The organism is Streptomyces sp. B21-083 (assembly GCF_036898825.1).
Taxonomy (GTDB): domain Bacteria; phylum Actinomycetota; class Actinomycetes; order Streptomycetales; family Streptomycetaceae; genus Streptomyces.
In genome coordinates this window covers 1501936-1527598 of record NZ_JARUND010000001.1, presented here as the reverse complement: position 1 = coordinate 1527598, position 25663 = coordinate 1501936, and the positions used below count along the sequence as shown (strand labels likewise).

Sequence of the window (25663 nt, the reverse complement as noted above, 5' to 3'; positions counted from 1 at the left end):
CGCATTGGTAGCGTCACACACCACTCGCGCCGACAGGGCGCGGATGAGCACCGAGCAGCACCGCTGAGACCGAGCAGCACCACTGAGCAGCACCGCCCAGCAGGACCACGCACCACGACCGCAGATACGCGTCGCGCTTTCGTACAGGGGGGCCCATGGCCACGATTCGCAGGGCAGTCATTCCCGCAGCCGGACTGGGGTCCCGGCTGCTGCCGCTCACCAAGGCGACACCGAAGGAGATGCTGCCTGTCGGTGACAAGCCCGTCATCGAGCACACCGTCCGGGAGCTCGTGGCCTCCGGCATCACCGACATCACCATCGTGGTGTCCGGCGGGAAGGGCCTGATCCAGGACCACTTCCGGCCGAACCCCGGCCTGGTCGACCAACTGCGCGCCGACGGCAAGGCCGCCTACGCGGACGCCGTCGAGGAGGTCGGTGAGCTGTCCCGGCTCGGCCACATCACCTACCTCGACCAGCACGGCCCGTACGGCAACGGCACGCCGGTCCTCAACGCCGCCCGCAACTTCGGCGACGAGCCGATGCTCGTGCTGTGGCCCGACGACGTGTTCGTCGCCGAGGTCCCACGCGCCCAGCAGCTGATCAAGGCGTACGAGGCGACCAACTCCCCGGTCCTCGCCCTGATGCCGATGGACCCGGGCGACTCGCAGCGCTACGGCGTCCCCGTCGTCAAGGAGGACCTCGACGAGGGTCTGCTCCGTATCACCGGCCTGGTGGAGAAGCCCCGCCCGCAGGACGCGCCCTCCTCGTACGCGGCCATCGGCGGCTACGTCATCACGCCCGGCATCATCGACGAACTGCGCGACCAGACCAAGCGCTGGTACGACCACCGCACCGGCGAGGTCTACCTCACCGACGCCATCAACGCCTACGCAGCGAGCCGGGCCGTCTACGGCCAGGTGATCCACGGCCGCTGGTACGACACCGGCAACCCGCTCGCCTACCTCACAGCCCAGTTCGCGGCAGCGCTCAACCACCCGGAGTACGGGCCGCATCTGCGCCGCCTGGCGAAGGAGTTGGAGGACGAGCAGGTCTCCGGCGGCGAGTAGCCGGACAGGCCCCCTGGGCCTCGGTGTCCGGTCCGGGGACCGGCCGTGGGAGGATCCCGGCACGATGAGCGCTTCCCCGGCGGTACGGAGTCTGCGCGCGGCGGTGTTCGCCGCGGTGTGTGTGCTGCTGGCCGCCGCCGCGCACGGTCTCGCGACCGGCGGTACGCCGTCGGCCGGGGTGGCGGGTGCCGGGCTCGCGGCCGTGTTCGCCGCCGGGTGGCTGCTCGGTGGCCGGGAGCGGTCGCTGCCGGGGATCGGCGCCCTGATGCTGGTCACCCAGGCGGGGCTGCACGCCGCGTTCGGTGCGTTCGGGTCGGTGCGGGTACGGGCGATGTCGCACGCGCATCATTTCGGGATGCAGGGCATGCACGGCATGCAGATGCCCCACGCCCATCTGAACCCCACGAACACGATGAACGCCATGAGCGCCCACGCGATCCCCGCGCACGTCGTGGCCGCGCTGGTCGCCTCCTGGTGCCTGCGGCGGGGCGAGGCCGCGCTGTGGTCGCTGCTGCGCTGGGCGGTCGCCCTCGTGCCGGGTCTCGCCGCCTGGTGGCGTGACGCGCCCCTCGGAGGGCCCCGTACGGCCCCGGGACGCGTGTCGTCGCCGGACGTCCGGCCGCGCCGGCTTCTCCTGCGGTACGCGGTGAGCGGTCGAGGACCGCCGACAGGGATTCCGTACACACCCTGAAGCTCCTCGACAGCAGTCACCAGTACCAGTCACCAGTACGGAGTTGTGCCCATGTTCCCGACCCGCATCACCCTGCGCCGCGCCGGCGTCGTCACCGGTCTCACCGCCGCCGGTGTCCTCGCCGCGGCGGGTTCCGCCTTCGCGCACGTCACCGTGCACCCCGAGAGCTACGCGAAGGGTGCCACGGACGGCGTCCTGAGCTTCCGGGTCCCCAACGAGGAGGACACCGCGAGCACCACGAAGGTCCAGGTCTTCCTGCCCACCGACCACCCCGTCCTCGGTGTCCTCGTCACCCCGGAGGCGGGCTGGACCGCGAAGGTGACGACCACCAAACTGAAGACGCCGATCAAGACGGACGACGGGACGATCACCGACGCCGTCTCCGAGATCACCTGGTCCGGCGGCCAAATCCGGCAGGGCGAGTACGAGGACTTCGACGTCGCGTTCGGTCAACTCCCCGACAACACGGACGAGCTGGCCTTCAAGACCCTGCAGACGTACTCCGACGGCAACGTCGTCCGCTGGATCGAGACCGCTCAGGCGGGACAGGACGAGCCGGAGAACCCGGCACCCACACTGAAGCTGACGGCGGCGGCAGCGGCGGACGAGGGTGCTGCGGCGAGTGCCCCGGCGGCGGCTTCCGCAGCCACCTCCCCGAAGAGCGAAGCCGCTTCGGACTCCGGCTCGGCCAGTGACTCGACGGCTCGCGGGCTGGGGATCGCCGGGCTGATCGTGGGCGTACTGGGCCTGGCCGCGGCGGCGTTCACGCTGGTCAGGACCCGGGCCGCACGCTCGTAGTGCAGCAGCCGCAGGAAGCACGGCGGTCGCCGTGAGCCGCGGTCCGCGCCTCGCCGGGCGGGCCGCGGGTCAGCGGGACAGGGACTCGGGCACCAGGGCGCGCAGTTGCCGCTCCACCGAGGCGATCGACGCGACGGGCGCCGCCGTACGCGGGCGGGACGTGCGGTACAGCCACAGGATGTCCCGGCCGAAAGACCAGACCAGCGTCCCCAGGGCCAGTGCGATCACGGCCTGCGTCGCCGCGTGGGGCAGGTAGCCGGAGGCGCCGAGCAGCAACAGGATGCCCTGGAGGGCGGCCACGGTCTTGCGGGCGGTGCTAGGGGGAAGCGGGGCGTTCAGCCAGGGCAGGGCGCGGGCCGCGGCGACGAAGGCGTACCGCATGCCGCCGATCAGCAGGACCCACGGGCCCAGCGACATCGACACGTACACGCTGAGGACCAGGATGAGGAACGCGTCGACCTCCATGTCGAAACGCGCCCCCAGCGTCGAGCAGGTGCCCGTGCGCCGGGCGACCTTGCCGTCCACGCCGTCGAGGAGCAGGGCCACGGCCGTCAGGCCGACGAACAGCGTGATGGGCGGCGAGCTCACGAAGGAGTCCGCGACCAGGGCGGTCACCCCGCCGACCAGCGTCGCCCGGCCCAGGGTCACACGGTTGGCCGGGCCGAACGACTTCGAACCGGACCGGTGCAGCGCGCGGGACAGTACGGCCCAGGTCGCGATCGCGAACGCCAGCCCGGTCAGCCAGCCCGCCGTGCCCAGGCCGATCGCGGAGCCGATCAGAGCCAGCAACAGGACCTGCAGGCCCGCCCCCAGCGCGGTCTCCTGCTGAACCAGCCTCGCTTCGTACGTGTTGTTCAGGGCCACCGCGAGTCCTCCGCCATATGTACAGAGTGGATCATGCCGCGTACTGTGCGCGGACTGTGCACCTCGCAGTACGTGAACAACTTCCCAAGCGTTCAGGAGGAACTCCGATGAAGCTCGCCGCACGAGCGTTCTGGCTCGCTTCGCCGGACCACGGAGAGATCCGTGACGTCGAACTGCCGGCGCCCGGCGAGGGCGAGGTACTGGTCCGCACCCTGTGGTCCGGGGTGAGCCGGGGCACGGAGACGCTCGTCTTCCGGGGCGGGGTCCCGGTCAGCCAGTACGCGGCCATGCGGGCGCCGTTCCAGGAGGGCGACTTCCCCGGTCCGGTCAAGTACGGCTATCTCAACGTCGGCGTGGTGGAGGCGGGCCCGGACGCGCTGGTCGGCCGTACGGTCTTCTGCCTCTACCCGCACCAGACGCGGTACGTCGTCCCGGTGGGCGCGGTGACACCGGTGCCGGACTCGGTGCCCGCCGAACGCGCGGTGCTCGCCGGGACGGTGGAGACCGCGGTGAACGCCCTGTGGGACGCGGCTCCGCTGGCCGGCGACCGGATCGCGGTGGTCGGCGGCGGGATGATCGGCTGCTCGGTGGCCGCCCTGATCGCCCGGTTCCCCGGCGTGCGCGTCCAGTTGGTGGACGCCGATCCCGGGCGGGCGAAGACAGCGGAGGCGCTCGGCGTCGACTTCGCGCTGCCGGGGGACGCGCTGGGGGAGTGCGACCTGGTCGTCCACGCCAGTGCCACGGAGGCGGGACTTGCCCGCTCGCTCGAACTCCTCGCCGCCGAGGGCACGGTCATCGAGCTGAGCTGGTACGGCGACCGGCGTGTCAGTCTGCCGCTGGGCGAGGCGTTCCACTCCCGGCGGCTCACCGTCCGCAGCAGCCAGGTGGGGACGGTGTCCCCGGCCGCGCGACCCGGCCGCTCCTACGCCGACCGGCTCGCCCTGGCCCTCGATCTGCTGGCCGACCCGGCGCTCGACGCCCTCGTCACCGGTGAGTGCGCCTTCGAGGAACTCCCGGACGTGCTGCCGAGGCTCTCCTCCGGGGAGACGCCGGCACTCTGTCACCGCGTCCGTTATCCGGACGCGGGGTGACGAATGTGCCCGGTCTCCGAAAAGAGGATCGGGCACATGAACAAGTCGTTGAACAAGCTGCCGTGGGTAGCCGTACTAGTCGGCATGCCCCGGCAGCGATCAGCACGGGGCAAGACGCGCCGCACCTGGAGGGTCGTCCGTTGTTCAGCATCACCGTTCGCGATCACATCATGATCGCCCACAGCTTCAGCGGCGAGGTCTTCGGGCCCGCGCAGCGCCTGCACGGAGCGACGTTCCTCGTCGACGCCACGTTTCGCCGTGAACAGCTGGACGACGACAACATCGTCGTCGACATCGGTCTGGCCACCCAGGAACTCGGTGCCGTGGTGAGCGAGTTGAACTACCGCAACCTCGACAACGAGCCGGACTTCGCCGGTATCAACACCTCCACGGAGTTCCTGGCGAAGATCATCGCTGACCGGCTCGCCGCGCGGATCGAGAAGGGCGCCCTGGGTGAGGGCGCCCGAGGCCTGGCGGGCCTCACGGTCACCCTGCACGAGTCGCACGTCGCCTGGGCGAGCTACGAGCGTGCCCTGTGACCGACACGACCCTCGACCGTCCGGCTCCCCTTTCCCCGGTGGCCCCTTCGGCCGCCCCGGCTCAGGTACAGGTACAGGCTCCCGTGCAGACCACGCTCGACTACGTGCCCGTGCAGAACGCGGCCCTCAAGAACGCGGCGATCATCCCCATGTCCCTGCGCTCCGTGCACTTCGTGATGCCGGGCGGCGTCGACGACCCGGCCAAGCCGAGCGGCGGCAACGCATACGACCGGCGGATCAGCCTCGACCTGCCCGGCTTCGGCTGGCAGGTCCACAAGCACGCCGTCGCCGGTGAGTGGCCCCGGCCCGGCGCCGACGCCCGCGCGGAACTGGCGCGGACGCTGCGCGACCTGCCGGACGGCACGGTCGTCATGCTGGACGGCCTGGTGGCCTGCGGGGTCCCCGAGATCATCGTCCCCGAAACCGAACGCCTGCGCCTCGCCGTGCTGGTGCACCTCCCGCTGGGCGACGAGACCGGCCTCGACCCGGTCGTCGCGGCAGAACTGGACGCCCTGGAGCGGACCACCCTGAGGGCGGTGCCCGCGGTGATCGCGACCAGCGACTGGGCCGTACGGCGCCTCGTCTCCCACCACGGACTCGCCCCGGAACGCGTACACGTGGCGGCCCCCGGTGCGGACATCGCCCCCCTCGCCTCCGGCACCGACGGCGTCTCCCGGCTCCTCTGTGTGGCCGCGGTGACCCCCCGCAAGGGCCAGCACCGGCTGGTGGAGGCGCTGGCCGCGGTGACCGACCTGCCGTGGAGCTGCGTCTGCGTCGGCGGGCTCGAACAGGATCCCGAGTACGTCGCCGACCTGCGCGCCCTGATCGCGCGGCACGGCCTGGAGGACCGGCTGCACCTGGCCGGCCCCCAGGCGGGCGCCCAGCTCGACGCCAGCTACGCCGCCGCCGACCTGATGGTCCTCACCTCCTACGCGGAGACGTACGGCATGGCGGTCACCGAGGCCCTCGCGCGCGGCATCCCCGTCCTGGCCACGGACGTCGGCGGCCTGCCCGAGGCGGTCGGGCGCGCGCCCGACGGCGGGGTCCCCGGCATCCTCGTACCGCCGGAGAACCCGGCGGCGCTCGCGGCCGAACTGCGCGGCTGGTTCGGCGAGGCGGACGTCCGCCGGCGCCTGAAGGCGGCGGCGCGAGGCCGCCGGGCAGCCCTGGACGGCTGGGCGGCCACGGCACGGAGCCTGGCCGGCGTGCTGGGCCGGATCCCCTGGGAACCTCGGAGGGTGGCATGAGGACGGCGAGCACGAACGCGACTTCGGCCGGGCCGGTCTCCGCCCGGGGACTTCGGGTGGCCGCGCTGCGCGGTGCCGTCGGGGTACGAGGGCGGATACCCTCCAGAACCCCGAAGGACGGTGTGGACGACGGCACGAACAAGGTGACGACGTTCCCGGCTCCGGCCGGGTCGGAGCCCGGCCGTCGGGCGGCCGCGCTGCGGAGTCGCGTGGGAACGCCGGGGCGAACCTCCCGGGACGCAAGGAGCGCGGCATGAAGAAGACGACGACCATCACGACTTCGGCGGCGTCCGAGATCCAGCGACGAGGACCGGTGACTCCGGTGGACGCGAATGCCGAGCCCGCCGCCGGGATTCCGGCCCAGCCGACGCACCGGGACGTCAAGGCCGGCGCCGGGCCGGTGGGCCCCGGGGAGCGGGGCACGATCCGGCTGCGCGAGGCCGGCCCCGACGACCCGCCCCGGTACGCGCCCGACTGGCTGGAGCTGCGCGAGCGCCCCGACGCCGCCGCACGCGCCGTCGAACTGCTCGACCCGCTGCGCATCCGGCTGGCCAACCTGCCCGGAAAGCCGGGCGGGCTCGTCATCCACGACCTGGGCTGCGGCACCGGCTCCATGGGCCGCTGGCTCGCGCCCCGACTCGACGGCGCCCAGCACTGGGTCCTGCACGACCGTGACCCCTATCTGCTGCACTTCGCCGCCGTGGCCTCGCCACGCGCCGCCGCCGACGGCAGCCGCGTGACGGTCGAGACACGGCGCGGCGACGTCGCCCGGCTGACCTCCGACGCGCTGGCCGGCGCCTCGCTGGTCACCGCCTCCGCCCTGCTGGACGTCCTCACCCGTGAGGAGGTCGACGCCCTCGCCGCCGCCTGCGCGGGCGCCGGCTGCCCGGCCCTGCTGACCCTGTCCGTGGCCGGCCGCGTCGAGTTCGCCACCCCCGACCCGCTGGACGGGGACCTCGCCGACGCCTTCAACGCCCACCAGCGGCGATCGGGAATGCTCGGCCCCGACGCGGTCACGGCGGCCTGCGAGGCCTTCGACCAGCGGGGCGCCACGGTCCGCGTCCACCCCAGCGCCTGGCACCTCGGCCCCGTGGAGGCCCCGCTCACCGCGGAGTGGCTGCGCGGCTGGGTCGCGGCAGCGGTGGAGGAACGCCCGGCCCTGCGGGACCGCGCCGACAAATACCTCGCCGAGCGGCTGGAGGCCTGCGCGGCCGGCGAGTTGCGAGTAGAGGTTCATCACAGCGACCTCCTGGCGCTGGCGAGGCCGGCGGGCGGGACGACGTCATGACCGTCCAGACGGTGGACGCGGCCGAGGTCGTGCTCAGCGGCCTCGGTGACGTGGGGCACGGGATCGTACCGATCAGCGGCTCCGCCGCGGGGCTCGACCGGCCCCCGTCGGCCCGCACCGGACAAACCGCACCAGCCCCGGGGGCATCGGCACTGACGCGCTCCGCCTCAGCGGGCCGCGCCGGAGTCATCGGCTTCGTCGACCCCCGGGACGCCGCCCCGCAGGCCACCACCCCGAGCCGGCTGCGCCGCGTGACGCGTGCCCTGCGCCCGCACCTCGGCACCCTCGCCGGAGTGACGATTCTCGGCGTGCTGCTCTGGCGCCTCGGCACCGGTGTCTTCCTGGACGGGCTCCGGCGCATCGACGCACCGACGCTGCTGGTGGGCCTCGGAATCGGGCTGCTCACCACCGGGTTCAGCGCCTGGCGCTGGGCACTGGTCGCCCGGCGCCTGCAGCTCAGGCTGCCGCTCCTCCCCGCGATCGCCGACTACTACCGCGCACTGTTCCTGAACGCGGCCCTCCCCGGCGGCGTCCTCGGTGACGTGCACCGCGCGGTACGGCACGGGAAGAGCGCCGGTGACATCAAGCGCGGGGTCCGAGCGGTAGTCCTCGAACGCGTCGCCGGACAGGTCGCCCTGATCACCGTCGGCGGAGCGGTTCTGCTCACTCTGCCGTCCCCGGTGCTGGCAGAGGCCCGCCGGGTCGCCCTGATGGGGGCCTTCGCCGCCGTGGGCGTTGTCGCCGTCCTCGTCGCCGTCCGGATGAACCGCGCCCCGAGCGCCGCCGCCCGCAGGACCCGGGCCCTGCGCGCCGTGCTCACCGAGGCCCGTGGAGCCCTGCTCTCCCGCGAGAACCTGCCGGGCGTGACGCTCTCCTCCCTGGTCATCCTCTCCGGACACCTCGGGATGTTCGTGGTCGCCGCCCGGGTCGCCGGATCCTCGGCCTCCGTCGCGCAGTTGCTGCCGATCGCCGTACTGGCGCTGCTGGCCATGGGCCTGCCGCTGAACGTCGGCGGCTGGGGCCCCCGCGAGGGCGTCACCGCATGGGCGTTCGGGGCGGCGGGGCTGGGCGCCAGCATGGGGCTGAGCGTCGCAGTCGTGTACGGCGTGCTGAGCTTCGTGGCCGCCCTGCCCGGCGCGGTCGTCCTGGTCGTCCGCTACTTCTGGTCGCCGACGGAGCCGGCGGAGCCCACAGAGTCCGCAGCGTCCTCGGCACCGGTACCGGCCTCGGTGAGCATCGAGAAATACGCCCCGAAGGACTCGGCGAAGCTCGCCAGCAACGCCTTCCCCTTTTCGGCGGAACCCAGTGAAGGGCGCCCGATGACACCGGAATCGGTGTAACCGGCCATGCCGAGGGTGAGGAGATGCCGGCGGTCGTCGGCGACGAAGTCAGAGGTTTCATAACCGGGACGGAGCAATTCGGGATGAGCGTGCAGAAGGACGGAGGTCTCGATTTCCCCCGCGTGCATGTCCGTGAGCAGCGAGGTCACCACTCCGGCCCGCTCACGCGCCGTCTCCCAGTCCTCCCCGGCCGGGAACAGCGCGACACGCTCACCGCGTGCGGAGGATTCCTGAACGACGTTGCCCAGTACGTAGTTTCCGCCGTGTCCGTTGACGATCACCAGGGCCTCCACGCCCGAGCGGCGCAGCGAATCGGCGATGTCCCGTACTACCGCGTGAAGGGTCACGGAGGAGATGCTGACGGTTCCCGGCCAGGCGGCGTGCTCGTGCGAGCAGGCGATGGTCACCGGAGGAAGGAGGTGCACCGGGTATGCGGATGCGATCTCCCGGGCAATGGCACAGGCGACCAGGGTGTCGGTCGTCAACGGAAGGAAGGGGCCATGCTGTTCGAAGCTCCCGACCGGAAGAACGGCGACCTGCGTTGAGACGCCGGCGGCTCGTGTCCGTACGTCTTCCGTAGTGTCCACCGGCAACAGGCCGCCGGTAGGCAACGCTACGGACGCCGTCGACCGTATTCCCGATTCATCCATGTTCTCCCGGCCTTTCGTCTCTGCTTAGGAACCAGATCATGACAGAAAAACTTGGCGTACTCGGCAAAGCCTCCCAGGCCTCGGGAGTGGAACGCGTGGTGAATGCGCCGTTGCCCACCGTGTACGGCGATTTCCAGGCGGTCGGATACATGGACCACGATCGCGGTGACGAGCAAGTGGCGCTGGTCTACGGTGAGATCGCCGAGGACGACGTTCTCACCAGGCTGCATTCCGAATGCCTGACCGGTGATGCCTTCGGCTCCCAGCACTGCGAATGCGGGGACCAGCTCGACTCGGCGCTGCGCGCGATAGTCGCCGAGGGAAGCGGCATTCTCGTCTACCTCAGAGGGCATGAGGGCCGGGGTATCGGACTGCTCGCCAAGCTGCGCGCGATGCAGCTTCAGGCGGAGGGCCTGGACACCGTCGAGGCGAACCTCGCGCAGGGCCTGCCGGTTGACTCCCGTGACTACGGCGTCGCGGCGGAGATCCTCCACGACCTGGGGGTGCGTTCGGTGCGCCTGATGTCCAACAACCCGCGCAAGCGTGAGGCGTTGGTACACCACGGCATCAAGATCGCCGAAGATGTACCGCTGCTGATCCCGCCGTGCGAGAACAACATCACCTATCTGCGGACCAAGCGCGAGCGTCTCGACCACGTCCTGCCGCACCTGGACGCGGTGGCGCACTGGTCCTGAGCTGACCGGGAGAGCAGGCCGGGAGCCCCGATCCGGGGGCGCGCGTCATTCGTATGCGCGCGGGGGGTGCCAGAAGCCCCGATTCCGGAAAGGAAGAGGGAATGACCGACGACGTCCTCTTCCTCTCCCGGGACCGGGTGACGGCCCTCCTCGACGCCGACACGGCGATCGCCTCGCAGCGCGCGGCGTTCGGCGCGCTGGGCGCGGGTGGCGCGAGTCAGCCCGATCTGCCCGGGAAGATCATGCATCCCAGCCGCTTCGACGACAGTGTGGTCTTCGCGTACGTCTCCCGGCTGTCCCGGGACACCGGCGCGGTGGCGAAGTTCGGCAGCGTCAACCCGGGCAACGCCGCGGCCGGCCTGCCGACCGTGCACGCCGTCATCACCGCCCTCGACCCGGTGACGGGCGAACTCGCCGCCGTCATGGACGGCACGGCCGTCACGACCCTGCGTACGGCCGCCGCCAGCGCAGTGGCCTTCGACGCGCTGTCCACCGCCGACAGCGCCGAACTGGCCCTCATCGGCTCGGGCACCCAGGCACTCGCCCACGCACGGGCCGTCGCCCGGGTACGGGACCTGAAGTCCGTACGGGTGTGGAGCCCCGACCCGGAGCGGCGCGCGCGGGCGGCGGAGCTGCTCGCGGCCGAACTCGGCATCGCCGCCGAGGCGACCGACACCCCCCGGGAGGCGGTGACCGGGGCATCGCTGGTCGCGGCCTGCACCCTCAGCACCACCCCCGTCGTGCGCGGCGCGTGGCTCGCGCCCGGGTGCACGGTGGTCAGCGTGGGGTCGTTCGAGCCGACCCGCAGCGAGGTTGACGCCGGGGTCGTACGGCGAGCGGCGGCCGTCGTCGTCGACGACCCGGCGACCGCGGCGGAACACGCCGGACCGGTGATCGACGCTCTCCGGGACCGCCTGCTGTCCCACGAGAACCTGATCGGGCTCGGGGAGGTCCTCACGGGCGCACGCACCGCCCGCACCGGCCCCGACGACATCGTCTACTACAACAGCGTCGGCCTCGGCGTGCAGGACGCGGCGGCCGCCTGGGCCGTCATCCACGCGGCGAGGGGGGCGGGACGATGAGCGTGACGTCGGCGGATGTGGCTGTGTACGTGGACGTGATCGGTGTCGGGGAGACCGACGCGGGCGCCCCTACCGGCCCCGACGGCATCGGCTGCCACAGCGGTGTCCACGCGGCACGGGGGAGAGGGGCGATGAGCGCCCCCCAGCGGGCCGAAGCGGTCGTGATCGGCGGCGGCGTGATGGGTACGAGCATCGCCTACCACCTGGCCCGGGCGGGCGTACGGGACGTCGTTCTCGTCGAGCGTGACGAGCTGGCCTCCGGGTCAACCTCGCGTGCCGCGGGCGGGGTCCGGGCGCAGTTCTCCGACGAGCTCAACATCCAGCTCGGTGCGCGCAGCCTGGAGGCGTTCGGACGGTTCGGGGAGGAGATCGGGCACGACATCGGACTGCACCGGGTCGGCTATCTCTTCCTCCTCTCCACGCCCCAGGACGTCGCGTCCTTCGAGGCGGGGGTGGCCCTGCAGAACGGTCTGGGCGTGCCCAGCCAGATGCTCAGCCCCGCCGAGGCGCGCCGGCTGTCCCCGCTCATCACCACCGACGGCCTGCTGGCGGCGGCCTACTCGCCCGACGACGGCCACTGCACGCCGGAAGCGGTCGTCCACGGCTACGGCGCAGCTGCCCGCCGCCACGGAGCGACCGTCCTGCGCCACACCGAGGTCACCGGTATCGAACGCGACGGCGACACCCTCACAGCCGTGGTCACGGACAAGGGCCGGATCGCCACCGACACCGTGATCTGCGCGGCCGGCGCCTGGTCACGGGCGGTCGGCGCGATGGCCGGCGTCGACCTGCCCGTCGACCCCCTGCGCCGCCAGATCGCGGTCACCGAACCGGTCCCCGGACTGCCGCCCACGCTCCCCATGACCATCGACTTCAGCAGCAGCCTCTACTTCCACAGCGAGGGACCCGGCCTGCTCCTCGGCATGTCCGACCCCGACGAGACGACCGGCTTCGCCACCGACACCCACGACCGCTGGATCCCCCGCCTGTACGAGGCGATGGAACACCGGGCGCCCACCCTGATCGACCTGCGCCGCACGGGCGGCTGGGCGGGCCTGTACGAGATCACCCCGGACCACAACGCCCTGATCGGGGAGGCGAGTTCACCCTCCCGGTTCCTCTACGCGACGGGGTTCTCCGGCCACGGTTTCCTCCAGGGACCGGCGGTCGGCGAGGTGGTCCGTGACCTCTGCCTCGGCCGCGTACCCTTCGTCGACATCAGCCCCTTGAACGCCGGCCGTTTCGCGGCCGATGCCCTGCGCCCGGAGGTCAACCTCGTATGACCGAGCTCCACTTGTGGCTGCGCCACGAGACCCGTACGACCGAACGCCGCACACCCGTCGTCCCGTCCGACGCCCGTCGGCTCGTCGAGCAGGGGGTGCGCCTGACCGTCGAGGAGACCCCGCAGCGGATCTTTCCGACCGAGGAGTACGAGGCTGTCGGCTGCGGCACCGCCGACGCCGGGTCCTGGGTCTCCGCCCCCTCGGACGCGGTGATCGTCGGCCTTAAGGAACTCCCCGACCAGCCAGGCGAGTTGCGGCACCGGCACATCTTCTTCGGGCACGCCTACAAGGGCCAGCCGGGCGCGACCGAGCTGCTGCAACGCTTCGTCGCCGGGGGCGGGGCGCTGCTGGACCTGGAGTACCTGGCGGACGACCGGGGCCGCAGGCTGGCCGCCTTCGGCTACTGGGCCGGGTATCTGGGGGCGGCCCTCGCCGTGCTCCAGCACCGGAGCAGGCTGGCAACTCCGTTGCGGCCGACCACTCAGGAGGAGCTGGCCTCCGAACTCCGTGCCAGTGCGAGCGATTTGAGTGCGCTGGTGATCGGCGCCCTGGGCCGCAGCGGACGCGGGGCGCGTGTCGCGCTCGCCGACGCCGGCGTCGAGCCGACCTGCTGGGACCTGGCCGAGACGCGGAACCTGGACCGACCGGCTCTGCTGGCCCACGAGTTGCTGGTCAACACCGTCCTCACCACCAGCCCGGTGCCGCCGTTCCTGACGGACGAGCATCTGGAGAGCCCCGGCCGCCGTCTGCGTACCCTCTCGGACGTCACCGTCGACGTCGGCTCACCGATGAACCTCCTCCCGGTGTACGACACCGCGACCACCTGGGACCACCCCGTGCGCAGGCTGCGGGACGAGCCGCCGCTCGACCTCATCGCCATCGACAACCTGCCCTCCCTGCTGCCCCGCGAGGCCAGCGCGGACTTCTCGGCCGCCCTGGTGCCCCAACTGCTCGACTTCGAGGTGGGCGGCGCCTGGGGGCGCTGTCTGGAACGGTTCGACGAGACATGCCGTGAACTCGGCCTGGTCAAGGGCGAGTCGGGCAGCGACGAGGGAGTGGGCGCATGACGGACAGGGTTCCCGCGAGCGGCACCGTCCACTGGATCGGCGCGGGTCTGTCCACGGGCGGCGGACTGGCCGCGCTGTGCGACAGCGACGCCGTGCGAGAGGTACGGGTGTGGCACCGCACGGAGGACCGCGCGGCCGAGGCCCTGGCCCACCTGGGGCTCACCGGCCGCGCCGAACCCCGCGCCTACACCCTCCCCGCGCTCACCGCCGAACTGGCCCCCGGAGACGTGGTCGTCTCCATGCTCCCGGCGCCCGAGCACGCCCCACTGCTGGCGGCCTGCGTGCGGGGCGGCGCCCACTTCGCGTGTTCGAGCTATGTGTCGGAGGCGGTACTCGCACAGGTTCCGGCAGCCGAGGCGGCCGGTCTGGTCGTCCTCACCGAGTGCGGGCTCGACCCGGGTCTCGACCACCTCTTCGCGCACAGCCTGGTCACCCGCGCCGAGCACGCCATCGGCGCCGGCACGCCGGCCTCGTACCGCCTCACGTCGTACTGCGGAGGCATCCCGGCGGTGCCCAACGACTTCAGGTACCGGTTCAGCTGGGCGCCCGCCGGAGTCCTGAACGCCCTGCGCTCGCCCGCCCGTTACATCGAGGACGGCGCCGAGACGGTCGCCGACCGGCCCTGGGAGGTCACGCGTCCGCACATGATCGACGGCGAGACCTTCGAGGTGTACCCGAACCGGGACAGTGTGCCGTTCGTCGAGCAGTACGAGCTGCCGACGGCATGGAAGGCGCGGGCGTTCGTCCGGGGCACCCTGCGCCTGGACGGCTGGCTCACCGCCTGGGACGGCGTCTTCGAGGAGCTGAAGGGCGGCGACGACGAGCGGATCGGCGCCCTGGCAAGGAAGTTGGCGGCGCGCTACCCGACGACCGACGCCGACCGCGACCGCGTGGTCCTCGCCGTGTCCCTGGAGGTGGACGTGGATGAGCACGAGGAGGGGGAGGAGGGACACGGAGACGGACACGGAGACGGGGACGGTGGTTCCGGGCGGCGGCGGAGCTGGTCCGGTCGCTATCTGCTCGACCTGGAGGGCGACGCGGCCGAGAGCGCGATGGCCCGCTGTGTCTCCCGCACGCTGGCCCTGGGCGTCGGACACATCCTCGACGGCTCGCTGCCGCCGGGCCTGAGCCGCGCCGCCGAGACGGCACGGCGTTCGGACGAGTGGCTGGCTGAACTCGACGGGGAGGGACTGGAGTTCAGGCTCACCGTCGGCTGACGGCGGCGCGCTCCCCGCCGGTGGACCACGGTCCGCTGTCGCCTATCCGGTGACGACCGCCTCGTGCACCAGACGCTTGAGGTCCTGCCAGTACGGCCGGCTCGTCCTGTGTCGCACCTGGGTCATGAACTGCACTGTCAGATCACGGCCCGGGTCGACCCAGAACGTCGTCGTCGCCACCCCGCTCCAGCCGTACGTGCCGAGGCCGGCCGGGGCCAGGGTGCGGTTCGGGTCGATCACCACCGAGACCCCGAGGCCGAAGCCGACACCCGCGTTGCCGGGTTCGTCGTGCGGCCGGGCGCCGAAGGTACGCAGGTCGGCGCCGCCCGGCAGGTGGTTGGAGGTCATCAGGGCCACGGTGTCGGCCGACAGGACACGGACGCCGTCGAGTTCGCCGCCCCGGCGCAGCATCTCCATGAACCGGTGGTAGTCGTGAGCGGTGGCGACCAGACCGCCGCTGCCGGACAGGAACCGGGGGCGGCCCTTCAGAGGCAGACCGAGGGTCGGCTCGATGCCACCGTCCTCCGTCTCCCCGTACAACTCGGCCAGCCGGTCCGCCTGTTCCCCGGTCACACAGAAACCGGCGTCCGTCATTCCGAGTGGGCCGAGGACACGGTCGGCGACGAACTCGTCCAGCGGCTGCCCGGACGCCACCTCGATGACCCGGCCCAGGACGTTCGTGGCGACCGAGTAGTTCCACTGGGTGCCCGGCTCGAACTGCAGCGGCAGACTCGCGTACACCGAGCAGGTCTCCGCCAGGGTCGAGCCCGGCACCACCGACGACTCCAGATTGGCGGCGCGGTAGAGGGCGTCGACGGGGTGCGAGTGGTAGAAGGCGAAGGTGAGGCCCGCCGTGTGGGTCAACAGATGCCGGAGCAGAAGGGGTTGGGCGGGCCGGGTGCTGAGGTCGCTGCCGGAACCGCTCAGGTACACCTGAGGGTCGGCGAACTCCGGCAGGAAACGGGAGACGGGGTCCGTGAGCGCGAGCCGCCCCTCCTCCAGCAGGATCAGCGCGGCGACCGAGGTGACCGGCTTGCTCATGGAGTAGATCCGCCACAACGTGTCGGCCTCGACCGGCAGCCCGGCCGCCACGTCGCGCCGGCCGTACGTGGTGAGGTGTGCGACGCGGCCGGCGCGGGCCACGGACACGAGGAAGCCGGGGAGGTGTCCCTCGTCGACCACGTGGGCGAAGTGCTGGTCGAGGCGGTCCAGCGCCTTCGCGTCCAGCCCTACCTCGCTCGGCTCGACCTCTTGTCGCAGCTGTGCCATCGTTCCCCTCCGGTCGTTCGAAGTGCCGTGCTGTCATACCCCGAAAGGATCACCTCAGGCCTACGACCCCTCATGGTGACGCAGGGACCCGGCAGGCGTCGCCCTCCGTTCACCCATGTCCGGCAGCCGCAGGGCTGCCAGGACACCTACAAGGGCTGTACCCGCGAGCACGGGCAGCGCGGTCCGTAGCCCGTCGGTGACGGTGGCGAGTGTCGCCGCCGTGGCCACCCCGAGGACCGGTCCGACGTTCATCGCCGTCTGCTGCAACCCGCCCGCCACCCCCGCGGACCTGACCGGGGCATGCCGTACGACGACGGCCGTCGCGGTCACCATCACGGTGCCGAAACCCGCTCCGAGCAGCAGGAATCCACCGCCGACCGGCACGGCACCGGACGCCCGGAACAGCACGGACACGCCGAGCGAGAGCAGGACCAGGCCGGCCGCGGTCGTCCGCCGAGCCCCGTACCGACGCAGCAGTACGGCGGCCCACGGCGCACCCAGCACCATCGCGACGCCGCCCGGCAGCGCGGCCAGAGCGGTGCTCAGCGGGTCCATGCCCAGCTCACTCTGGAGCACGTAACTGGCCACGAAGAGTGTGCCGAACATCGCAGCCGACGCGAGCACGAGAATGCCCAGCGCGGCGCCCACCACAGCCGATCCGAGCACGTCCGGCGGCAGCAGCGGGTCAGCGGTACGCCGTTCATGGCGTACGAGGACGAGGCCCGCGCCCACGGCCGTGAGCAGCCCGAGGACGGCTGACGCACTCCAGCCGGTCTCGGGGACACCGACGAGCGTGTGCACGAGGCAGGCGAGGGCCACCGCGAGCAGGGCGGCACCGGGGAGGTCGAGGCGCCCGGGTCCGGCCGAGGGCGACGGAGGCGGGGGCGGGCCGGGAGCCCGGACGGCCGACGCGAGTACGGCCAGCACCAGCGCTGGTACGACGTTGAGGAAGAACACCGCCCGCCAGCCCAGGTGGGTCACCAGGACGCCTCCCAGCAGCGGGCCGGCCGCCGCGGCCACCCCGATCGCACTGGTCCGCAGCGCGATCGGCATCCCCAGCCGGTCGGGTGGGAACGCGGCCCGCAGCATCCCGAGCGTGGCGGGCTGCAGCAGCGCGCCGAAGACCCCCTGGACGACCCGCAGTGCGATCACCCAGTGCACCCCGGACGCGAACCCGATGGCCGCCGACGCCGCTCCGAAGCCCAACACTCCGATGGAGAAGAGCCGTTGGTGTCCATACCGGTCGCCGAGCCGCCCGGCGAACACGAGCAGACTCGCCACCGCGATGAGATACCCGGTGCTCGTCCACTGGACCTCGGAGAAGGAGGCGTGCAGATCCCGCTGCAGGGTGGGCTGCGCGATGGTCAGCACGGTACCGTCGAGAGCGACGACCACCGCCCCGATCACACTGCTGGCCAAGGCCACCCGCCGATGAGCGCTCACCGCCCCTCCGGCCCGAGGTGCGCGTCGAGAGCCGTACGCAGCAGGGGCGTGAAGTCGTCGGCGCCGGTGGCGAGTTGGAGGCTGCCCCAGGTCCAGAGCTGGGCGATGCCGTAGAGGTTCGCCAGCAGTGACCCGGCGAGGAGTCGGGCGTCGGCGTCCGGCCGGGCCCGCCCGACGAGTTCCACCAGCAGGGCGAAGACGGGCAGGCTGGCCTCGCGCAGCCCCAACGTGTCGCTCTCCAACAGATCGTGACGGAACATCAGCTCGTGCATGCCCCGGTTGGCGAGCGCGAAGTCGAGGTACACGCGCCCGAGCGTCGCGATCTGCTCCCGGGGGTCCGCCGCGGCGGACCCGCTCTCCTTCACCGCCGCCGATCCCCTGGCCGCCAGCTCGGTGAAACCACGGCGCGCGATGGCGGACAGCAGCTCCAGATGGGTCGGGAAGTACCGGCGAGGGGCGCCGTGCGAGACGCCGGCCCGCCGGGCGATCTCCCGAAGGCTGAGCGCGTGGACGCCTTCCGAGGTCACCAGGTCGACGCCGACATCGATCAGCCGGGTACGCAGAGAGTCACTCATAGACACTGTCTACCAGCATGGAGTAGACAGTGTCTACTGGAATGAACCGGCTATGACCGCCTGTTGAGTGAGGCATGACTCAGGACGACGCGCAGGACCCGCTGCTCAAGTTGCTCTCCGAGTACGACGGCGGAGTGCTGGTCACCCTCAAGGCCGACGGCCGCCCCCAGCTCTCGAACGTCAAACACACCTACGACCCCGACGAACGCACCGTCCGCGTTTCCCTCACCGACTCCCGCGCCAAGACCCGCAACCTGCGCCGGGACCCTCGGGTCTCCTACCACGTGACCAGCGACGACCGCTGGGCCTACGCCGTGGCCGAGGGTGTGGCCGACCTGACGCCCGTGGCGCGGGATCCGTATGACGAGACCGTCGAGGAACTCGTTCGTCTCTACCGGGCGGTGCAGGGCGAGCACCCCGACTGGGACGAGTACCGCGCGACGATGGTCCGGGACCAGCGGCTCGTGCTGCGGATCAGGGTGGACAGGGTGTACGGCATTCCGCGCCGCTAGGACTCGTGCCGCCAGGACCTGTCCGGGCCGGGCAGTCAAACGCCCGGGTCCCCGAACAGCCCATCACTGTCGGGGACTTGGGCGGGCCGCCGTGGCTCAGGCCGACACGGTCTCGCGCTTCTCCGGGTGCTCGGCGTCCCGCTCACCGAGCCGCTCCGTGGGCACCCGGTGTGTCTCGCGCGCCGTGATCGCGGCCAGCACCGGCGGGATGCACAGAGCGGCCGTGAACAGGGCGACGGAGGACCAGTCGTCCCCGTCCGGACCGGCGATCTCCGCGGCGAAGGTGACCGCGAAACCGGCGACCGCGAAGCCGATCTGCGTACCGATCGCCATGCCCGACAGCCGTACCCGGGTCGAGAACATCTCACCGTAGAAGGAGGGCCACGTGCCGTTAGCGGCGCTGTAGACCACGCCGAAGGTGACGATGCCGAGGCCCATGATCAGCGGGTACGAGCCCGTGGAGATCGCCCACAGGTAGAGGAACATCATGACCGCGCTGCCGGCGGCGCCGACCAGGAACACCGGGCGGCGGCCGATGCGGTCGGACAGCGTGGCCCAGAGCGGAATCGCGGCCAGCGCGACCACGTTGGCGAGCGCGGCCACCCACAGCATGGACGTGCGGTCCATGCCGACCGCGTCGCTGGTCGCGTACGCCAGCGCCCACACCGTGAAGATCGTGGAGACCGAGGCGACCAGCGCACCCGCGACGACCCGCAGGACGTCCGCCCAGTGCTCGCGCAGCAGGATCAGCAGCGGCAGCTTCACGACGCCCTCGGCGGCGGTCTGCTGGGCGAAGGCCGGAGTCTCCTCCAGCTTGCGGCGGATGACGTACCCGACGACGGCGACCGCGATGCTCAGCCAGAACGGCACCCGCCAGCCCCAGGACAGCAACTGGTCCTCGGGCATCGCGGCGATCGGGATGAAGACCAGCGTGGCGAGGAGCTGGCCACCCTGGGTGCCGCTCAGGGTGAAACTGGTGAAGAAGCCGCGCCGGCCGGGCGGGGCGTGTTCGAGCGTCATGGAGTTGGCGCTCGCCTGCTCACCGGCCGCCGAGATGCCCTGGAGGACCCGGCAGAGCACGAGCAGGACCGGCGCGAGGGTGCCGACCTGGCCGCGGGTGGGCAGACAGCCGATGAGGAACGTCGACAGGCCCATCAGGATCAGCGTGAAGACCATGATCTTCTTGCGGCCGACCCGGTCGCCGAAGTGGCCGAGGAAGAGCGCGCCGACCGGGCGGGCGGCGTACGCGACACCGAAGGTGGCCAGCGACAGCAGGGTCGCGGTGGCCGGGTCGGACTCGTCGAAGAAGACCTTGGGGAAGATCAGGGCGGCGGCACTGCCGTAGATGAAGAAGTCGTAGTACTCCAGGGCGCTGCCGATCCAGGCGGCCGTGGCGGCCTTCCTCGGCTGGCCGCCGGGTGGGGCGTCCAGGGGTGCTGCGGGGTCGCGGGGTGCGACGGAATCCGCCACGGCATGCTCCTTCGGGGGAACTCCACCCTAGGTGGAGTGAGCGGAGGGGGAGGGAGGGGGGAAGTCGCCGGACCCCTGGGGTGACGGGACGGCTGCGCCGGGGGCGACCCGGCTAATTAACCCACTGGGTAGTTAGTAGCGGTGGCTACGGATGTTGCGCCCACGTTTCCCGGGTGTCAAGAGGTCGCGGTGAAGGATCTGGCCCCGCGCAGTCTTGGGGCGGCCCCCGCGCGCAGCCCCCGGGCGGCCTCCCGGCGGCTCCGGGTGGCGTCTGTGCGGCGTCCGGGTGGCCCCCGTGCGGCCCCGGCGCCGGCCCGCGCAGCCCTGGTCAGGCCGTACGGTCCGCCGTCAGATAGGCGATGACCATGTCGCCGAGCATCGCCCGGTAGTGCTCCCGCTGGTCCGGAGCCGTCAGGTCGCGGCCGAACAGGGCGCCGAAGGTGTGCCGGTTGGCCACCCGGAAGAAGCAGAAGGAGCTGATCATGGCGTGCAGGTCCACGGCGTCCACCTCGGCGGTGAACAGTCCCGACGCGCGGCCCGACGCCAGGATCCGGCGGATCACCTCCAGGGCGGGCGAGCCGATCTTCCCCAGCTGCTCGGAGGCGGCGATGTGCTCGGCCTCGTGGATGTTCTCGATGCTCACCAGCCGGATGAAGTCGGGGTGCGCCTCGTGGTGGTCGAAGGTGAGCTCCGCCAGCCGCCGGATCGCCGCGACCGGGTCCAGATGCTCGACGTCGAGGTCCTGTTCGGCCTGCCGGATCACCGAGTACGCATGCTCCAGGACGGCTGTGAACAGCTGCTCCTTGCCGCCGAAGTAGTAGTAGATCATCCGCTTGGTGGTGCGGGTGAGCGCGGCGATCTCGTCCACGCGGGCCCCCGCCAGGCCGGCCCGGGCGAATTCCTTGGTGGCCACGTCGAGGATCTCGGCCCTGGTCCGGGCGGCGTCGCGGATGCGCCCGCCTGTGTGTACCGGTTCTTCGACGCTGGTCATCGGGTTCCTTCGGGCGAGGGGCCAGTCCCGTGATTCTAGAAGCACCGCCGAAGCGTCCCCGGGGGCTTCCCTGAGGCCCGGCGGTGCTGATATAGCTAACGTACTAGTTCGTACATTAATGGTGAGCCGCAGTCGCACAGGAGGTCCGTCGTGGCCAAGGACTCGTTTCTCGTCGGGCTCATCGGCTCCGGCATCGGCCCGTCGCTGAGCCCCGCGCTGCACGAGCGGGAGGCCGACCGGCAGGGGCTGCGCTATCTGTACCGGCTGATCGACATCGACACGCTGGGCGTCGAGGCCCACGCGGTGGGAGATCTCGTACGGGCCGCCCGTGACCTCGGGTTCGACGGGCTGAACATCACGCATCCGTGCAAGCAGCTCGTCATCGAACACCTCGACGGCCTCGATCCCCAGGCCGAGGCGCTCGGCGCCGTCAACACCGTGGTCTTCGAGGACGGCAGCGCCGTCGGCCACAACACGGACGTGACCGGTTTCGCCGCGTCCTTCGCACGCGGCCTGCCGGACGCCCCGCTGGACCGGGTCGTACAGCTCGGGGCCGGTGGCGCGGGCGCCGCGGTCGCCCACGCCATCCTCACCCTCGGCGCCGGTCAGGTCACCGTCGTCGACGCGCTGCCCGACCGGGCCGCCGACCTCGCGGCGTCCCTCAACCGGCACTTCGGCGAGGGCCGGGCGACCGCTGCGACGCCCGACCGGCTGCCGGCGCTGATCGGCCGGTCCGACGGTGTCGACGGCCTGGTGCACGCCACACCCACCGGTATGGCCGCCCACCCCGGCCTGCCCTTCCCCGCCGAACTGCTGCACCCCGGCCTCTGGGTCGCCGAGGTCGTCTACCGCCCGCTGGAGACCGAGCTGCTGCGCACGGCCCGCGCGGTGGGCTGCGCCACGCTCGACGGTGGCGGCATGGCCGTCTTCCAGGCCGCGGACGCGTTCCGCCTCTTCACCGGCCGCGAACCCGACACCGCACGCATGCTGGCCGACATCGCGGAACTGGCGGGCGCGCTACCGGCACCGAAGCAGCCGGAAACGGCAGCTGCAGGAAGCGATAGATGCAGGAAGCAGTAGAAGCCAGAACCAGAAGCAGAGAGAAGCCAGAAGCAGAAGCAGAGTGAAGGCAGAGGTACCGACGTGCGTACGTCCATCGCCACCGTGTCGCTCAGCGGCTCCCTGACCGAGAAACTGAACGCCGCCGCCCGGGCCGGCTTCGACGGGGTCGAGATCTTCGAGAACGACCTGCTCGCCAGCCCCCTCACCCCCGAGGAGATCCGCGCCCGCTGCGCCGACCTCGGCCTCACCATCGACCTCTACCAGCCGATGCGTGACATCGAGGCCGTGCCCGACGACGAGTTCGCCCGCAACCTGCGCCGTGCCCGGCACAAGTTCGAGCTGATGCGCCGCCTCGGCACCGACACCGTCCTCGTCTGCTCCAGCGTCTCCCCGCTCGCCCTCGACGACGACGCCCTCGCCACCGCCCAACTGAGCGAACTGGCCGACCTGGCACAGGACTTCGGCGTCCGCGTCGCCTACGAGGCCCTCGCGTGGGGACGGCACGTCAGTACGTACGACCACGCCTGGAGGATCGTCGAGGCTGCCGACCACCCCGCGCTCGGCACCTGCCTCGACAGCTTTCACATCCTCTCCCGGGGCCCTGACCCGAAGGACCTCGAAGGCATCGAGGACATCCCCGGCGAGAAGATCTTCTTCCTCCAGCTGGCCGACGCCCCGCTGCTCGCCATGGACGTGCTGCAGTGGAGCCGCCACTACCGCTGCTTCCCGGGACAGGGCGGCTTCGACATCGCGGGCCTTCTGCGACACGTCGTCCGGGCCGGATACGCCGGTCCACTGTCCCTGGAAGTCTTCAACGACGTGTTCCGGCAGGCCGAGGCCGGACCCACCGCCGTCGACGCCCGCCGCTCACTCCTCGTCCTCCAGGAGAGCATCGGCCTCGCCCCGCTGCCCGAGCCCGTGGTCCCCACCGGTATCGCCTTCGCCGAACTCGTCACCCCCGACGCCGAACCCGTCGCGGCGATCCTCGGCGCGCTCGGCCTCGCCCGTACGGCACGCCACCGCAGCAAGCCCGTGGACCTCTGGGAGTGCGGTGAGGCCCGCATCCTGGTCAACACCGGGCCGGCCGCCCGCCGTGAGGGCACCGGACTCGCCGCCGTAGGCCTGGAGTCACCGGACCCCGCAGGCGCCGCCCGCCGGGCCGAGGCACTTCTGGCCCCGGTCCTGCCCCGCCGCCGCGCCCCCCAGGACACCCCGCTCGACGCGGTGGCCGCCCCCGACGGCACGGAACTCTTCTTCTGCGCCACGGGCCGCCCCGAACTCCCCAACTGGCGCGCCGACTTCGAGCCCGTCGAGGCCGCCGCGACCGCTGTGAGCGCGGAGGGCGTGGAACGCATCGACCATCTGGCCCTCACCCAGCCCTGGCACCACTTCGACGAGGCCGCCCTCTTCCACCGCAGCGTCCTCGGGCTGCACGGACAGGAGAGCGTCGACGTCGCCGACCCGTACGGACTCTTCCGCAGCCGGGCCGTCACCAACTCCGGTGGCAGCGTACGTATCGCGCTCGCCGTCGGTCCCGCGCCGACCGAGGACGAGACCCGCGTCCAGCACATCGCGCTGGCCACCGACGACGTGATCGCCGCCGCCCGGCGCTTCCGGGCGGCCGGCGGCAGACTCCTCCCGATGCCCGCGAACTACTACGACGACCTCGCGGCCCGGTACGAGTTCACCGAGGGCGAGTTGGCGACGTACAGCGAACTCGGCATCCTCTACGACCGTGACGCACAGGGCGAGTTCAGGCACTGCTACACACGGACCGTGGGCCGCGTCTTCTTCGAGCTGGTCCAGCGCGACGGCGGACACCAGGGCTACGGCGCCCAGAACGCACCGGTACGGCTCGCCGCCCAGCACGCACAACACTCCCTTCGCTGAAGGGAGTTACTGCGGCGGAGTCACTGTCGGCCGGGCTCGCTCACCGGGTGACGCTCCTGCTCACACCGGCGATGACGGTCGTGGCCAGAATCCACCCGGTCAGGATGAGGACGTACGACAGGAACTGGTACCCGCCTGTCGGCGCGAACGCCCCCTCCTGGCCGAAGGAGATCACCGGGAGGAGCAAGTCGAGGGTGTAGAAGACCGGGTTGAACTCCGGGGTCTCGTCGGCCTTGAGCGGGTGCGGGTGGTGCAGGGCGTACACGGTCGAACCGGCCGCCAGCAGCGACAGCAGCCAGACGGCGGCGCGCAGCGGACGGAAGCCGTAGCCGACGGTGGTGTCCTGGAGGTGTCCCCAAACCCGGCCGATCCAGGGCAGGGTGGCCCGGTGCCGGCGCTGCTTGGCGAGCTGGACCCGGCGGGCCGCGCCCTCGTCGCCGACGTGCCGGTAGGCGGCCGCCAACTGCTCGTAGGCGTACGGGACATAGCCGTCTCCGTCGCGCTCCAGCAGGGGCAGACGGCGGTGGGCCGGCTCGGTGGGATTGAGCGCCGTGTAGCTGAGGTTGTTGAAGAGCACCTCGCCCGGGGCGACCTCCGACTCGAAGCCCAGTACGTCGATCCGGGAGCGGCGCAGATGCAGTCTGCCCTCGATCGGCTCGCAGCGGTACAGCCACAGCTCACCGATGACGCAACTGCTGGCCCGCAGGGCCGTACCGCCGGGGTTGGACAGCCGCGCCCCGGTGAAGTCGAGGGAGCCCGAGATCCGGGAGCCGCGCAGGTCGATGCCGCCCTGGGTGCGCAGGTTCCGCGCTCGTATGTCGGCCCGCACTTCGATGGACCGCGCGCACAGGGCGTGGCCGCCGGGGTTGGCCAGCTCGGCGTCGTCCAGCGCGATGGAGCCCCCCACGGTGGCACCGTCGAGCCGCATCTCGCCCCGGACCCGCAGCCCGGGTGCCGCGAAGCCGTCGCCGAGCACCGCCTGATGGAGTTGGAGCACCGGCACGGACGGGTCGGACGTGGTGAGTTCGGCGTCGTCCAGGAAGAGTGCGCCCGCTATCTCCGCGCCGGCCAGCCGCACCGGCCCCCGCACCCGGCAGTGGGTCATGCGCAGCGGGCCGTCGATCCGTGTACTCGCGAGGTTGATAGAGGGGAGCACCGAGCCGCGCAGGTTCAGCTGGCGCAGCCGGGTGCCGTAGAGGTCGGGCGACTCGTCGAAGTGGCAGTACCGCAGATGGAGCGGGTGGTCCACGATCGCGTACATCAGGTTCAGATGCCCGGTGACACGGGCGCCCGAGAGCCTGAGCCTGGGGATCTCGGCGTCCTGCGGGGGACTGAGCAGCAGGGCCCGCAGCACGGAGGCGCGGACGGTCCTCTCCGGCCCCCAGTCGTAGCCGTCGGCCGGGTCCTCGTCGTCTTCCTCGCGGAAGTCCACGGGTTCGCCCTTGGGGAAGGCCCGCCACACCCGTGCTTCGGCCGCCGTCAGTTCGTTGATCTCCACCGGGGCGACTCTGACGCGCCTTCCGTACACATGT

Annotated in this window: 23 protein-coding genes and 1 pseudogene; 16 read left to right on the top strand and 8 right to left on the bottom strand. The window is 71.7% G+C overall.

From position 1 onward, the window contains the following. The first annotated feature begins 155 nt into the window (after window positions 1-155). The 3 genes from QA861_RS06685 (at window position 156) to QA861_RS06675 (ending at window position 2556) form a co-directional block, all read left to right on the top strand. The gene (locus QA861_RS06685) at window positions 156-1067 is read left to right on the top strand and encodes a UTP--glucose-1-phosphate uridylyltransferase (protein WP_334587280.1); all 912 of its coding nucleotides are present in this window, start codon (window positions 156-158) and stop codon (window positions 1065-1067) included. A gap of 64 nt (window positions 1068-1131) precedes the next feature. Next, a complete protein-coding gene (locus QA861_RS06680) occupies window positions 1132-1758 on the top strand; it encodes a hypothetical protein (protein ID WP_334587279.1) in 627 nt (208 codons plus the stop codon). Window positions 1759-1809: 51 nt separating this feature from the next. Further along, window positions 1810-2556: a YcnI family copper-binding membrane protein gene (locus QA861_RS06675; protein WP_334587278.1), complete on the top strand. Its 747-nt coding sequence runs from the start codon at window positions 1810-1812 to the stop codon at window positions 2554-2556. Window positions 2557-2625: 69 nt separating this feature from the next. On the opposite strand, the gene QA861_RS06670 is transcribed toward QA861_RS06675, so the two are convergent. After that, window positions 2626-3420 (bottom strand): CDP-alcohol phosphatidyltransferase family protein, encoded by a 795-nt coding sequence (locus QA861_RS06670; RefSeq protein WP_334587277.1) that lies wholly within the window; start codon window positions 3418-3420, stop codon window positions 2626-2628. A 107-nt stretch (window positions 3421-3527) separates the two neighbouring features. On the opposite strand from QA861_RS06670, the gene QA861_RS06665 reads away from it, so the two are divergent. The 5 genes from QA861_RS06665 (at window position 3528) to QA861_RS06645 (ending at window position 8925) form a co-directional block, all read left to right on the top strand. Beyond that, complete coding sequence (locus QA861_RS06665; RefSeq protein ID WP_334587276.1) at window positions 3528-4511, top strand: dehydrogenase; 984 nt, start codon at window positions 3528-3530, stop codon at window positions 4509-4511. Window positions 4512-4651: 140 nt separating this feature from the next. Continuing rightward, complete coding sequence (locus QA861_RS06660; RefSeq protein WP_006373493.1) at window positions 4652-5050, top strand: 6-pyruvoyl trahydropterin synthase family protein; 399 nt, start codon at window positions 4652-4654, stop codon at window positions 5048-5050. A 38-nt stretch (window positions 5051-5088) separates the two neighbouring features. Then, window positions 5089-6297, top strand: a complete 1209-nt coding sequence (locus tag QA861_RS06655) for a glycosyltransferase family 4 protein (RefSeq protein ID WP_443041550.1) — start codon at window positions 5089-5091, stop codon at window positions 6295-6297. Between the two features lie 253 nt (window positions 6298-6550). After that, window positions 6551-7585, top strand: coding sequence for a methyltransferase domain-containing protein (locus tag QA861_RS06650; RefSeq protein ID WP_334587275.1), 1035 nt, complete (start codon window positions 6551-6553; stop codon window positions 7583-7585). Next, window positions 7582-8925, top strand: a complete 1344-nt coding sequence (locus tag QA861_RS06645; protein ID WP_443041453.1) for a lysylphosphatidylglycerol synthase transmembrane domain-containing protein — start codon at window positions 7582-7584, stop codon at window positions 8923-8925. Before QA861_RS06650 ends, QA861_RS06645 begins: the two co-directional genes overlap by 4 nt. Here QA861_RS06645 and QA861_RS06640 read toward each other — a convergent pair. Then, window positions 8808-9575 (bottom strand): annotated as a pseudogene (locus QA861_RS06640) (creatininase family protein); the annotation flags it as partial. The gene QA861_RS06645 and the pseudogene QA861_RS06640 overlap by 118 nt on opposite strands. Window positions 9576-9613: 38 nt before the next feature. Here QA861_RS06640 and ribA point away from each other — a divergent pair. The 5 genes from ribA to QA861_RS06615 all read left to right on the top strand — a co-directional run bounded on the left by ribA (window position 9614) and on the right by QA861_RS06615 (window position 14919). After that, window positions 9614-10270, top strand: a complete 657-nt coding sequence (gene ribA, locus QA861_RS06635) for a GTP cyclohydrolase II (protein WP_334587273.1) — start codon at window positions 9614-9616, stop codon at window positions 10268-10270. A gap of 101 nt (window positions 10271-10371) precedes the next feature. After that, window positions 10372-11352: an ornithine cyclodeaminase family protein gene (locus QA861_RS06630; RefSeq protein ID WP_334587272.1), complete on the top strand. Its 981-nt coding sequence runs from the start codon at window positions 10372-10374 to the stop codon at window positions 11350-11352. Window positions 11353-11483: 131 nt separating this feature from the next. Continuing rightward, window positions 11484-12635 carry an NAD(P)/FAD-dependent oxidoreductase gene (locus QA861_RS06625; RefSeq protein ID WP_334590477.1) on the top strand — a complete coding sequence of 384 codons (1152 nt, stop codon included), beginning with the start codon at window positions 11484-11486 and terminating at the stop codon, window positions 12633-12635. Continuing rightward, window positions 12632-13702 carry a saccharopine dehydrogenase gene (locus tag QA861_RS06620; RefSeq protein ID WP_334587271.1) on the top strand — a complete coding sequence of 357 codons (1071 nt, stop codon included), beginning with the start codon at window positions 12632-12634 and terminating at the stop codon, window positions 13700-13702. The genes QA861_RS06625 and QA861_RS06620 overlap by 4 nt, the downstream gene beginning before the upstream one ends. Beyond that, window positions 13699-14919: a saccharopine dehydrogenase family protein gene (locus QA861_RS06615; RefSeq protein ID WP_334587270.1), complete on the top strand. Its 1221-nt coding sequence runs from the start codon at window positions 13699-13701 to the stop codon at window positions 14917-14919. The genes QA861_RS06620 and QA861_RS06615 overlap by 4 nt, the downstream gene beginning before the upstream one ends. A 42-nt stretch (window positions 14920-14961) precedes the next feature. Here the strand turns inward: QA861_RS06615 and QA861_RS06610 are convergent, their stop codons facing one another. From QA861_RS06610 to QA861_RS06600, 3 genes are read right to left on the bottom strand one after another with little or no spacing between them, the layout of a single operon-like run. Next, window positions 14962-16188 carry a serine hydrolase domain-containing protein gene (locus tag QA861_RS06610; RefSeq protein ID WP_334587269.1) on the bottom strand — a complete coding sequence of 409 codons (1227 nt, stop codon included), beginning with the start codon at window positions 16186-16188 and terminating at the stop codon, window positions 14962-14964. Between the two features lie 60 nt (window positions 16189-16248). Further along, complete coding sequence (locus QA861_RS06605; RefSeq protein ID WP_334587268.1) at window positions 16249-17631, bottom strand: MFS transporter; 1383 nt, start codon at window positions 17629-17631, stop codon at window positions 16249-16251. Further along, window positions 17628-18206, bottom strand: a complete 579-nt coding sequence (locus QA861_RS06600; protein WP_334587267.1) for a TetR/AcrR family transcriptional regulator — start codon at window positions 18204-18206, stop codon at window positions 17628-17630. Before QA861_RS06600 ends, QA861_RS06605 begins: the two co-directional genes overlap by 4 nt. A 74-nt stretch (window positions 18207-18280) precedes the next feature. Here QA861_RS06600 and QA861_RS06595 point away from each other — a divergent pair, with 74 nt between their 5' ends. After that, entirely contained in the window at window positions 18281-18718 is a 438-nt protein-coding gene (locus QA861_RS06595; protein ID WP_334587266.1) for a PPOX class F420-dependent oxidoreductase, read from the top strand. 96 nt (window positions 18719-18814) lie between these two features. Here the strand turns inward: QA861_RS06595 and QA861_RS06590 are convergent, their stop codons facing one another. After that, window positions 18815-20188 (bottom strand): MFS transporter, encoded by a 1374-nt coding sequence (locus QA861_RS06590; protein ID WP_334587265.1) that lies wholly within the window; start codon window positions 20186-20188, stop codon window positions 18815-18817. A 328-nt stretch (window positions 20189-20516) separates the two neighbouring features. Further along, window positions 20517-21179: a TetR/AcrR family transcriptional regulator gene (locus tag QA861_RS06585; protein ID WP_006373511.1), complete on the bottom strand. Its 663-nt coding sequence runs from the start codon at window positions 21177-21179 to the stop codon at window positions 20517-20519. A gap of 150 nt (window positions 21180-21329) precedes the next feature. Between QA861_RS06585 and QA861_RS06580 the strand changes: the two genes are divergently transcribed. Continuing rightward, window positions 21330-22259 carry a shikimate dehydrogenase gene (locus QA861_RS06580; RefSeq protein ID WP_334587264.1) on the top strand — a complete coding sequence of 310 codons (930 nt, stop codon included), beginning with the start codon at window positions 21330-21332 and terminating at the stop codon, window positions 22257-22259. Between the two features lie 63 nt (window positions 22260-22322). Beyond that, the gene (locus QA861_RS06575) at window positions 22323-24131 is read left to right on the top strand and encodes a bifunctional sugar phosphate isomerase/epimerase/4-hydroxyphenylpyruvate dioxygenase family protein (protein WP_334587263.1); all 1809 of its coding nucleotides are present in this window, start codon (window positions 22323-22325) and stop codon (window positions 24129-24131) included. Window positions 24132-24171: 40 nt separating this feature from the next. Here the strand turns inward: QA861_RS06575 and QA861_RS06570 are convergent, their stop codons facing one another. Next, the gene (locus QA861_RS06570; RefSeq protein WP_334587262.1) at window positions 24172-25629 is read right to left on the bottom strand and encodes a membrane-associated oxidoreductase; all 1458 of its coding nucleotides are present in this window, start codon (window positions 25627-25629) and stop codon (window positions 24172-24174) included. Window positions 25630-25663 lie beyond the last annotated feature (34 nt).